This is a genomic window from Okeania sp. SIO2B3 (assembly GCF_010672525.1).
Lineage (GTDB): Bacteria > Cyanobacteriota > Cyanobacteriia > Cyanobacteriales > Microcoleaceae > Okeania.
The window spans coordinates 37,427-48,754 of sequence record NZ_JAAHGH010000049.1; the positions used below are offsets into that span (position 1 = coordinate 37,427).

The following is an 11,328-nucleotide window of genomic DNA, read 5'->3' on the forward strand; positions in this document are numbered from 1 at the left end:
GAACCGCTATACTCTTGATAGTGTCTATATTTTTGTTTTCTAATATCCTTTGTTTGTCAAGTTTTCCGATAGCATTTGCTATCGGAAAAAGTCTAGGAGCTTACATCAACAGCAGGTTGAAAAGGCAAATCAGCAGTGGATTTTTGATAAACTTGTGTAAGTAAAAAACCGCTAGACTCTTGATGATGTCTATATTTTTGTTTTCCAATATCCTTTGTTTATCAAGTTTTTCGATAGCATTTGCTACCGGAAAGACACAATAACTCTAGATAATAAAACTAATCTTTTTTTGAACAAATCAACTCAAATATACTGTAATCAATAGGTTAGAAGATTTTTTTTGACCGTGCATTATTGTGTAAAAAATTGATTCTGTGTAACTTAAAGTCATATTTGATAAAATTTTAGCTACTTTAATCTGTGGAAGCATTCTTTATCTGCTATATTAAAAAATAACTAGAGAAGCGTTGCGATCGCTTTCTCTAGTAATGACGACGGCCATCATTACAGAACTCGCCAAAGTAACAGTAATGATGGCCACTTATCCAAATTATAAACTATGCCGATACAAATTTCAATAATTAACCACGAACTTAATGGCCATATAGTACCTCAACAGAGAAATAATGGCTATATCAACCTAACTAAGTTGTGTGCTGCTGGTGGTAAAAAATTAGCCAACTGGAATCAAATGAAATCCGTCAAAACCTATCTAGAAGTACTATCCAGCGATATAGGAATTCCTATATCGTCAACCGACGGAAGTGAGGCGCTAATTGTCTATACTAACGCCCGTGGAGAGCAATCAACATGGGGTCATCCTGAAGTAGCTGTGGATGTTGCTAAGTGGGTCTCAATTTCATTTCGGATACAAGTAAACCGATGGTTTGTAGAATGGAGTACGAACAAGAATCAGCAAAATGCCCAGGCTTCACCTAAACTACCTGAAGTAACAGACAGGACGATAGAAGTGCATAGTCAAGCAATCCAAATGTTTTCTGATTCTGGTGATTTACAATTGGCACAACTATTGAAATCACGGCTTGGTAACCTAGTGTTAGCAGAGCAACAACAGTTGCTAGCATCAACTACGACCAAAGCTGCTGTAGTCGAACAGTATGAGGGTGCAGTTGACGTGGCAATCCGCCTGGGTTTTTCTGTTCCTTCCAACTATGAAGGTAGCTTAGGGACGGCAGTAAAAAAGAAATGTGAATATCTTTTAATAGGCAAAAATAACCGCTACAGCACAACTTCTCAAAAACAAGTGCCTGCTAATATGTACCCGAGTAACCATCCAGAAGTTGAGGCAGCAGTAAAAGATTATTGTGTCAGGAAAGCTTTCAAGCACCGTGACATTACAATACTAGGCTAGGCTAATAAGCGATCGCTAACGCGAAGACTCTTCGCGTTGTTCCGCGTTTTTATAGCTTACAAGCTTTTTAAATGCCAACTATTATTTCAGTAATTCAGTAATTTGTACTGGGTATTTTCTAGTAAAAATTTTAGGATAAATAGGTAAGTTTTTAATTTCAACCTACCTATTTGTTCTAACCTAATTTTGATATAAATTTATGAAACGCTAATTAGCGTTCCTTAAATAGATTGATATATAGCTTTGATATAAATCAATGATTTATGGAGTTATAAAAATCTATCAATTATTAGTAAAGATCAAAAAAAAATCGGGTAACTTATAATACGAAATATTCCTATTTTTCATGTAGAATGAGACAAAAAAAACACAATTCAGAGGGATATAATTGAAGGATAATATGTCATAATTACCAAAAAGCGTAACGGTGAGACGTATATATATCAATATTTTTACCGTAACTCTTCAAAGCGTAGCGGGTTTTTAAAGAAGTACAAAATGAGTGAAATAATTAATTTGTTTGAAGGCGAAAAAATCGTAATAAATAAATATGGAATGTGGGATGCTACAGCTATGTGGAAAAAGTATAATAAACGGGTGAATATTTTTTTCAGAACACAACAAACAAAAGATTATTTGTCAGCTCTAAAAAGAAAATATAATTATTCAGATGATGAGCTGGTTCAGGTAATTCAGGGCGGTAACAATCAAAAAGAGCAAGGTACCTGGATACACCGCAAGGTAGCTCTCAAACTGGCTGCATAGCTAAATCCTGACTTTGAAGTATGGGTTTTTGATATTATTGAGAAATTGTTAACCCAAGGTGAAGTCAAACTAAAGGATGAAATTGCAGAATTGCAGAATTGTCTAGATATCTCTGAATATAGGTTAGAGGAAAGCAAAGCAAAAGCTGAATATTGGCAGAATGAATACAGTTTATATCGACACGGACATCACCCCGAATATGAAGAAGTAGGACAATTCCAGGAGGGAGACTTACTATTGGGAATGCCAACAGAAAATAAGGTGGACTAATTAGAGATTATCATAGTCGATCGCTCAAACTAATGATTATAGGGTTTACCAAGTAGGTGATGATGTAGTTGTAAAGCGCGACCGCATCATTACCGATAATTTGAAGTTGACTAACTATCGTCAATGCATCTAAAATCAAGTAAAATATGTCCAACAAACCAAGGTATGATGAAGATGAGAATGTATCTCGTCACAGCGCAACTCACCCGAAAAAGTGTGCTGAAATGGCAAAGAAATATGGGTGGGAATTGAACCGTATTGAGAAGAATGAAAATGATTCAATTTTAAAGGTTGACTGTGTTTTCAAGGGTAAGACTGAATTTCCTAAACATTATACAGAGGAGGAATAATGGCTAAATATATTATATTTCAAGCTGATGAAGATGAACCTTTTTGGGAAGATAGAATGCTGCAACATACTCAAGCATTGACTGGAATGCTGCAAGAAGTATGGGATTATAGCGATAAACCTATTCCAGAGCCAGGATACAGACCACTTGATTATGTGCAAGTCAAAGAAGATTATAATCCCGAAATTCATGCCCACAGCACTCACTATCGGCAAAGCAATTGGGAAGTAACAAGAGTAGAGGTTTATACTCCTGAAATCCCCGTCACAAAATTTGACCAAATAGTGATTTGTTATTGTAGATATAATCCTATTAATTCAGAACTTAAACTCATGCCAGGACGACAAATATCAAAAGATTCTTTTGATACGAAAGAACAATATGAGGAGTGGTTAACTACCAAACAGTAAATTTATAGTCAATCTAATCTAAATGAAGAATAATTTTTCTATCGTGAGAATAAAAAGTCTGATTTTATTAAATGTAAGTTTGGCCTTATTAGTATTATCAGGCTGCAAAGTTAACGTCCAATTTAGCTGGGAAACAACAGCAGACCAATTAATAGAAAAAGTATTTGATGGAGATGAAAAAGGAAATTCAATTGTTGATTCAATTGTGGGCAACTATGAAAATCATCAGTATGACTCTGGAGGAAAAAACGATTGGCATTATGTAACTATTAGTCGAATTGATGATACCACGCTTCAGTGGAGAAATCGAGCTGGTAGAACCTGGACACTTCAGACAACAAAAAATAGAGAAATACTTAAAGTTGGTAAAGATTGTCCGTACTTTGATGACGGTCATACTACTGCTACGGTAATATGGGATGGAAATCAAGTCTCAGGAATACTAGGGCCTTGGAATGAATTATATGAAAAGTCTGACTAGGGCAATCCGTAGTTTCGTTACGGAAACGTATGCTAAGACCACTTGAGCTGCTGTAAGAATCCGTATATACTTTTCACATTTACGCCTTTTCACAGAAATCTTTAAATAAGTTTTTCTGTAAATCTGTAAGTTCTAATGGAAGCTGACAAACAAAAGTAGCTTAATCAAAAAAGATTGAGAAAAATGCCTGACATACTCAATACCAAAAGTTACTAAAATGTTCAAATGCAGATATCAAATGATTGATGAGTCGAGCGCTTCAATATGTTGATGATTGATTTGTAGAATATATTCACTGTAATTAGCTACCTCATCCAATCCTGTGAAATTCAGAAAGAATTCAGTGGCGAGCCAAATAAACAAGATTAATATTAATTTTTTCCATTTCATGTTCATGAGGTTTTACCCTCCAGCTGAATCTATTGTTCTTAAAAACCTACGATTATCTATATAAATCTATGATTTTCTTGCTGATAATCTGTTCTATTCCTGCTTCGCTCCTGGCAACTTCGGCGTTATCCAGCTCCTCTGGTTGCCACGGTCGAATAGTATGCTCTAAGCAAGGAGTGAAGTACCTCAACTAAACTTCGTTATAGTTGAGGCTCCCCCATCTAAAATGAAACACTTTTAGATGAGGACTTCTTATACCTTCTGTCAGAGTGATAGTTTTAATAAGTATATTTGAAGATAGCATCACCTAATGCTTTCCATGTTTCAGGACCTACCACTCCATCTACTGCAATATCAGGCGATGGAAAAGGAAAAGTAGCGTTATAATTTTTTTGAAACTCAGTTACTATTTGTTTGGTTTGATTATCATATTGGGCATCAAATATTACATTATCGGTAATAAGAGCTGGTCTACCTTGTTGCAGACCAAACCAATAGATTGAAGATAATAATTGTTCAAGAAACCGAACACTATCTCCACTATCTCCTTCTTTTAATACTGGCATTGTTGATACAGTCATTGTTGATACAGTCATTTGAGAAAATTCCTTAGTTTAGTTGAATACGCATTAACGCTATATATAGCGTATAAATTGGCATTTATCTTGATAAATCCACTATAATTAGTGTAGTTGCGTAAGTTTTACTCTATATTTTTATCATCTCCTAGTTTTTGGGGAAGTGGGAAAATGTGCATGAGTTATCACAACGCCACTTTTTATTGTGGATGGACGTGCATTTTCTTGCACATTGATTAGCAGTCAGGGGTGGCATTCGGCTATCACAACAGTTTTGTTGGGATATATGGTTTAATATCTGAACTTTGACCTATTAATTATCAAGTTGAAATTCCTATAGTTTGCCAAAAGGCTGTCCCCAAAATTTCCATGATTCTCTATTGAAAGGCGATCGCCACTTTTCAATTAATTTAGATTCTAATTGTTGTCGTAATTTTCTCTCAACAGGAACATCAAAATAAAAAGCCGATACAACAGCAACTTGCATCTGATATTTTCTGTGCAGTTCAATATAATTAAAAATGTAATTTTTACAATCATGGACTCCCTTCCAACGTTTTCTAGGGGAATGTTGAGATTCCCCAATATATAGTAGTAAAGGTAGATTGTTATCAATTATAAAATATATACAATTAGAATCATCGTGCTGTTGAGGTTTCTGGTCATAAAATTCACAATTGTATAGTTTAAGAGAAAAGGGATTAATTTTGTCTGCATCGAAACGATTTGAAGAGATATCTACTTCAAATAAAGATAGTTGTTGTACTTGTGATGATTGCTCAGTAATCACTTGTTGTTGATGCTTAAATATTTGATTTTTCCAGTTTTTTAAATTATCCTTACTCATCTCTAGAGTAGGTTGTTTATTGATAGAATCAGAACTATAGTTAAAGAGATTAAGCTGTTTCATTTAATATATTTAGGAAGAAAAACTACTATCTTAATATGAAGAATGTCAATATAAAAGAATGTGAATATTGTATTTATAATGCCTGGCATGATTTGATAGTTTGTGCCTTACACCCCAAAGGCCCTAATGATAAAAATTGCCCAGACTTCAAAACAGACCCCGAATTAGAAGGGAAAAATTTTAGAGATTTTCTTGCTGTTGGAGAGCCTGTTGAAATCAATGGCAGTATAAATAATCCTTACCATCCTGACCCTGAAGAAAACTGGTCTCCACCAGGAACTTGTTACGTTAATGGTGAATTAGTATTTGAAGATTCATATTATGATGGTGAGAGAATAAGTCAGCCTCATCAACGTTTTACTGAAGAGGAAAAGCTCTATCTATTAGATACTCATCCCCTATTCACTGGAGTTTGCCCAAGATGTAATTATGTATTTACAGAACAAATTCTCTCAAAAAATTGTACTTGTCCCGACTGCGGTTGGAGTGATGATGATATTCAGCCTGGTAGGATGTAACCGCAGCAGTAAAACTATCACAGCTTTTCGAGATAGTGGGATACCTGAGACTGAGTATTGGGGTATAGAATCTATCCAAAGTGGCGATCGCTTAACTATCAAAAAAGGATTTCGACAACGTACTCTTCAACTATGCGGTGTAACTGATTTGACTTCAGAAGCTAAGTCTTATTTAGAGGAGCAAGTTGAACAATCTCCTGAAACTGTCCCTACGATATTTGCAGGTAAGGATAAAGAAGGAGTTTGGTATGGCGATGTTTGGGTAGGTATGGGAGATGATGAGGAATCTTCCAGTGGATTGTTACTGTTTAATGGTCTAGCTAAACTTAGCCAAGATTACTATACCTGTCCTAATGCTGATGCTTTGAAATTGGCTGAGGATTTAGCTAGGGAACAAAAGGTTGGTGTTTGGGATGGCAACTAATTATATTCTATTTTCTAAACTGAACATTTTGAATAGAAAAATGAACAGAAAGTGAACAATTTAATAAAAAAGTGAACAGATAAGTGAACAGAAAAATGAACAATCACTGTGGAATTACTGTGAGACTATTAGTTTGAATCTTGTAGTTTTATTGAGAAAATAAATTATGAATCAAACTAACTTATTAAAAAGGCTGTCTTCTTTAGGTTTGGACTTTGGACAAAAAAAGTAGTTAGCGTAATATTTACACTCACTACTTTGATTAAGGTTTAAAGAGCGAATTAAATCTGGAATTATCTTCGTTTCTGACATTATTTATCCCATTTGAAAATCATAGGATGGGTCTGGTTCAATTTCTCCACCAAATACGAAGAAAGAAAAATTTATTTAAATAGGCGTAAAACTAGGGAAGCTGATATTTAGTGCCAAGTTCTCTACAATCACAAACTAGATAACGAATTTACGCGATTTCAGGCTTCACTACTTATTAAAAATAGTTAATGAAAGGTGTAGCATACTTTTTTAGGTAAGAGCTTAAAAGTCTTGGCACAAAAGAATTATAGAATTAGTTGGCACTAAAATGCAGCTTCTCTAGTTTTAGCCCAACAGCTATGGATCTCGGTTATATCACCGCACAACTACTAGTTTCTGGGAGTTGAGTAGCAATTGAAACCCCGTTAAGGTATTTGCGATTACTGCACCAATTAAACCTCTCTGAGAAAAGAAGTCTGAAATTCTTGATTTATGGTTCTAAATTTCTGTACCAAATAAACTACAGTTTAACTGGTACACCCATTCATATACAAAACCTAACAAAAACTGATGCACTACCAACTCATTTATAGTAAGTATTTCAGCCTTAGCGTGGTTTTCTGTACAGTTGCTACTTAAACCCCTTTCTTCTTAAGAAGAGCATAGAGTTGAAATCATTGTTCCGGTTCGGAGTGATATCAAATCCGCCTAATTGCACATAGATCCAATAAGGTAATAATCAGGGTTTTAAGCTATTGATTGTGAGGGTATTTAACCGGATTTGATATGACCCGTCTTAGCAAGCTAAAAATCATCCGAAATTTGACAGTTCTAATGTTCAAATTGATTGGAACCAAAAAATTGCGATTTGTCCGAAAGGTCATATTGTATTTATAATGCCCGGCATCATTTGATAACTAAATATGTTTTTTTAGGTTATAGTAAAAATGTAATCCCAAACCTAGTAAAACCAAGGTTGCAAAATTTGTAGATGATTCAGGTATGGATTCTGCTGGAATAATACCTAATCCACTATATTTCATTGGATGAACAACATCATCTATTGTACCTGATGCTATTTGAATACCTAGGCCAACTAAGCTGGAAAAATCAGAAGTATTAACTACTAAATCATAGATGATAAAATAGTTAGGAAGTTCTGGTGTTAAAGGAGAGTTAGCAAAACTAGCCTCAGACACACTTAGATCACTAAAAGTAAACCAATTAACAGGATTTGAAGAAATTGGACTGGTCATCCCATCTGGATTTAAAGTCCCATTAACTAAACTTTCTTTAATGTTGTTATCTACTTCAAAATTGAAAACTTTTTCTCCATTGTCTTCCAGCTCAACAAAAGTATTAATAATATTGTCGCTATTTCCTCTTCCTACTCTTGCATTAATAATTTGTAATGAAGAAGGAAAACTTTGTGGAAAAGAAATTCCTGTAGCACATTGACTGCTAACATCAGGAAGAGGTAATGGATCTGGAGAATCTACAGCAATTGCTATTAATCCATTGGTAACATTAATGTTGTTTCCGATTGGCTTTAGCCATATTCCTGAAGGTGGATTAAATCCAACAATATCAGGTACGGGTATACAACTATAAACTGGCTTAATACTCATGCCACATTCGTAAATAATAGTCATAATTATAGTTGATAATAAGATGCTGGTTTTCTTAAAACTTGTAGTTAATAGATTTTCCATCTTGTATTATTTAGTCCACATTCAAAAAGTATTTTTAGAAGAACGACGATAAGTAATATCATGTCCGTTTGCATCGTTTGTGTAAAAGCTAACGTGGATATCTACAGGAAATTTAAGTTTTTCTTGCTTTTAAGTCTTCCAGCCTGTTACCTATTGACTACTTTAGCTATATAATAGCGATACTACCGGATATGATACGACTTTTTACTGCTTTTAAAGTTTACTGGTCTTTTTTTTTAGTTGATGCTTTGTCGCTGAGATTAATCCTAAACTTAGTAAAATAAAAGTTGCAAAATTTGTAGATGGTTCAGGAACTAATTTAGAACTTGTAGAAATATAATTCAGTTCTAAAACATTTGCACTTGATTGGAATTGCTCAAAATCAGTAATTTGATTGGACAAAGTAAAAGATATACCAGAACCAACATAATTATATGTACCTTCAAAAGTAGCTGAAATTCCATTGTCTAAAATAAGAGTACCTTTTTCTAGAATACTGTCATCTCCATTAGGAATTAAAAGTTGTTCATAAAACAATATATTAGCAATAGCCTCAGCTCCAGTTGGAACACTACCTGTAAATATAGTATGCCCTTCTTGTAAAAGAATACTAGGAGAAGATGCTAAAACATCTATATTAAGAATAGAATTGTTGGTATCATTAAAATTCCAAACTCTATTATGAGAATAATTACCACCAGTGATTTCAAAAATATTATGTGGACAATCAAATCGTACCCTAGAAGGCCTAGGAAAAGGAGATTGATTACTCTTTCTAGTGAAAAGAATTGAAGTCCAATTTGAATTTGAAATATCAGGCGGAACTATAGAATCAAAATTTATTGTTCTAGCTCCTATACCAGTATCAGTGCTAGTTGTAGCAATATCAGTACCTGAGAAACTAAATCCATTTAAAGTACCTGAGATAGTCGTATTGTGATTGAGTGTGTATGCACACGCAGATGACGCAATAAAATTATAGAAAATTAGACCAAAACCTATAAAAAAGGATTTATTATATAACATATTGTTTACATTTTTAGCTCTAAATAAACTATGAAAATCTAGCATTAATTTTGGTTATTTAAACAAAGGATTAATATAACGTTAGTGCAACGGAAGTGTTAATGAGTCATAAAAATCTCTGAAACCCTTATTCTTTCATTCCATGACTATGTAAAATAATCATCACAAAAAAACAGGGGAGATAATGGCTAAAACCTATAGGAATCAAGATATTCAGCCTGTAGTTATCACTCATTGTAAGAATTTTTTATTTACTCCTACTAAGACTAAATCTTTAGGAGAGCAGGCTTTGCGAACTTCTGAAAATTTAGTTGCACTTGGCTAATTTTGCCTAGTTGGAGTTGATGAGATCGTGGTTATGCTTGATTTTTATTAAAAAAGCAATTTTAACCAGAGTTAACTTTAAAATGTTTTCTCTATAGGAATGAGCACTCAGGTATTTACAATGTTCAGTTCAAAATGTAGTCTAGAACAGGTGTACAAAAAATAATGTCTAAATATGCCAGCGCACATTACTATAAGTTTAAACATAAGTAGTCGTGTAAAAATAACTTGAACAGTTTTTTTAATGGAAGTTATATTTCACAATTTATCCTAGATAAAATTTGTACAACTTATTCTTACATGGCTCCTAAATGGGTAATTAGTTAAAATTTTTTCTCGGCTTTAATAGACCTACTCCTCCAAACATTAATAATGCTAAAACTGCTGTTGACTCTGGTGTTTTTACAGGTTCAATAGGAAAACCTGCATGTCCTGCATCTATAACAGGTATTTCAGGAGGAGTTATAACCAGACACATTGTATTAGGATCACAATTAGCAATAAATGATGAAGTAGATAAACCTATAGGTTCTGCAAATTCAGGGTTAGTTGATAATGATTGTTCAAAAAAAAGTCTTATTATATCATTTCCATCATTTTCATCTATTGATACGATTGAAAGTTGATTTTCATCAGAGGGTAAATCTGGAGATAAAGTGCTAAAAATTTGTCCATCGTAATCAGGAATTCCAGTATCTTCAATAAGAATTGAAATATTTTTATATCCTAACTCACTGAAGGAGAATTGACCTGTTGCTCTACCTCCTCCTTCAAAATCAATATTAGCAGAATAAATTGTGGCTGCTAATGTTTCATTTAAGTTAGGTAGAAACATAGTAAAAGTGAGACTAATGCTTGTTAATCCTAATTTTAAAAGAGTATTCATTGTTTTTCTCCTATTTTTGTTTAAGTATCTCATTAATCGTGGCTTACGCAGCATTACTAATTAGGTTCTCGGCAATCAATCTTGATTAATTGTTCAATAGGGACTGTTCTCAGGCAGGGAAAACGCATCTAAATTCTGGAAGTTTCTACTGTTAAGCTTTAGAGATGCAATGAGTATAAATAATTATAAGCCTAACACGCTTGCCCTGTCAGAACTTCAAAATAAGATGCGTTTGCCCTGTGTTGTCAGGTAGCAAGGTTATATCGCTACAAGGACTAAAATACGAGTTGGCAAGTTCATATAAGCTTCCTTAGTTTTAGGCTTAAAACTAGAGAAGCTACTTTAGTGCCAACTAACTTTATAACCCTTTTCTGGCAAGACTTAAAAGCCTTTGGCTAGAAAAGTGTGCTATACCTTTCATCAACTATTTCTAATAGAGTTGTCGCTAAATAAAGGAAAAAAATCACTCTAACTTAGACAGAGCAATAATTCCAAGCATTTTTATATTCCAATAGCTACAATCCTTACAGAACGGCGTAGATCGAAGGTTCGTGTCACCAGGTGCAACGTTGTAAAGTTTTGTAAAGAAAACGTACCTGCGTGTTGGCAACTGTCTGAGCGCAAAAGATGAAATTGACTTTCCACCTTCGTCTATTAATT

Annotated in this window: 14 protein-coding genes; 9 read left to right on the forward strand and 5 right to left on the reverse strand. The window is 34.0% G+C overall.

Annotated elements, in window-relative coordinates; genetic code table 11:
• The first annotated feature begins 559 nt into the window (after positions 1–559).
• The 6 genes from F6K15_RS24305 to F6K15_RS24330 all read left to right on the forward strand — a co-directional run bounded on the left by F6K15_RS24305 (position 560) and on the right by F6K15_RS24330 (position 3,648).
• Entirely contained in the window at positions 560–1,372 is an 813-nt protein-coding gene (locus tag F6K15_RS24305; protein ID WP_293065460.1) for a KilA-N domain-containing protein, read from the forward strand.
• A gap of 498 nt (positions 1,373–1,870) precedes the next feature.
• Positions 1,871–2,137, forward strand: coding sequence for a KilA-N domain-containing protein (locus tag F6K15_RS24310; RefSeq protein ID WP_293065463.1), 267 nt, complete (start codon positions 1,871–1,873; stop codon positions 2,135–2,137).
• Between the two features lie 45 nt (positions 2,138–2,182).
• Positions 2,183–2,407 carry a hypothetical protein gene (locus tag F6K15_RS24315; protein ID WP_293065466.1) on the forward strand — a complete coding sequence of 75 codons (225 nt, stop codon included), beginning with the start codon at positions 2,183–2,185 and terminating at the stop codon, positions 2,405–2,407.
• Positions 2,408–2,553: 146 nt separating this feature from the next.
• Positions 2,554–2,757: a hypothetical protein gene (locus tag F6K15_RS24320; protein ID WP_293065468.1), complete on the forward strand. Its 204-nt coding sequence runs from the start codon at positions 2,554–2,556 to the stop codon at positions 2,755–2,757.
• Entirely contained in the window at positions 2,757–3,167 is a 411-nt protein-coding gene (locus tag F6K15_RS24325; protein ID WP_293065470.1) for a hypothetical protein, read from the forward strand. Before F6K15_RS24320 ends, F6K15_RS24325 begins: the two co-directional genes overlap by 1 nt.
• 22 nt (positions 3,168–3,189) lie before the next feature.
• Complete coding sequence (locus F6K15_RS24330) at positions 3,190–3,648, forward strand: hypothetical protein (RefSeq protein ID WP_293065473.1); 459 nt, start codon at positions 3,190–3,192, stop codon at positions 3,646–3,648.
• Between the two features lie 668 nt (positions 3,649–4,316).
• Here the strand turns inward: F6K15_RS24330 and F6K15_RS24335 are convergent.
• Both F6K15_RS24335 and F6K15_RS24340 read right to left on the reverse strand, forming a co-directional pair.
• Positions 4,317–4,634, reverse strand: a complete 318-nt coding sequence (locus F6K15_RS24335; protein ID WP_293065476.1) for a peptidoglycan-binding protein — start codon at positions 4,632–4,634, stop codon at positions 4,317–4,319.
• Positions 4,635–4,950: 316 nt separating this feature from the next.
• On the reverse strand, positions 4,951–5,526 hold the full coding sequence (locus F6K15_RS24340) for a hypothetical protein (protein ID WP_293065479.1): 576 nt from the start codon (positions 5,524–5,526) through the stop codon (positions 4,951–4,953).
• A 35-nt stretch (positions 5,527–5,561) separates the two neighbouring features.
• Between F6K15_RS24340 and F6K15_RS24345 the strand changes: the two genes are divergently transcribed.
• Both F6K15_RS24345 and F6K15_RS24350 read left to right on the forward strand, forming a co-directional pair.
• Positions 5,562–6,044 carry a hypothetical protein gene (locus F6K15_RS24345; protein ID WP_293065482.1) on the forward strand — a complete coding sequence of 161 codons (483 nt, stop codon included), beginning with the start codon at positions 5,562–5,564 and terminating at the stop codon, positions 6,042–6,044.
• Complete coding sequence (locus F6K15_RS24350; protein ID WP_293065485.1) at positions 6,016–6,468, forward strand: thermonuclease family protein; 453 nt, start codon at positions 6,016–6,018, stop codon at positions 6,466–6,468. The genes F6K15_RS24345 and F6K15_RS24350 overlap by 29 nt, the downstream gene beginning before the upstream one ends.
• Before the next feature lie 1,169 nt (positions 6,469–7,637).
• Here F6K15_RS24350 and F6K15_RS24355 read toward each other — a convergent pair.
• Complete coding sequence (locus tag F6K15_RS24355) at positions 7,638–8,372, reverse strand: hypothetical protein (RefSeq protein WP_293065488.1); 735 nt, start codon at positions 8,370–8,372, stop codon at positions 7,638–7,640.
• 273 nt (positions 8,373–8,645) lie between these two features.
• Positions 8,646–9,503, reverse strand: a complete 858-nt coding sequence (locus F6K15_RS24360; protein WP_293065490.1) for a hypothetical protein — start codon at positions 9,501–9,503, stop codon at positions 8,646–8,648.
• Between the two features lie 139 nt (positions 9,504–9,642).
• Here F6K15_RS24360 and F6K15_RS24365 point away from each other — a divergent pair, with 139 nt between their 5' ends.
• The gene (locus F6K15_RS24365) at positions 9,643–9,783 is read left to right on the forward strand and encodes a hypothetical protein (protein WP_293065493.1); all 141 of its coding nucleotides are present in this window, start codon (positions 9,643–9,645) and stop codon (positions 9,781–9,783) included.
• A gap of 318 nt (positions 9,784–10,101) precedes the next feature.
• Here the strand turns inward: F6K15_RS24365 and F6K15_RS24370 are convergent, their stop codons facing one another.
• The gene (locus F6K15_RS24370; protein WP_293065496.1) at positions 10,102–10,668 is read right to left on the reverse strand and encodes a hypothetical protein; all 567 of its coding nucleotides are present in this window, start codon (positions 10,666–10,668) and stop codon (positions 10,102–10,104) included.
• Positions 10,669–11,328: the final 660 nt, after the last annotated feature.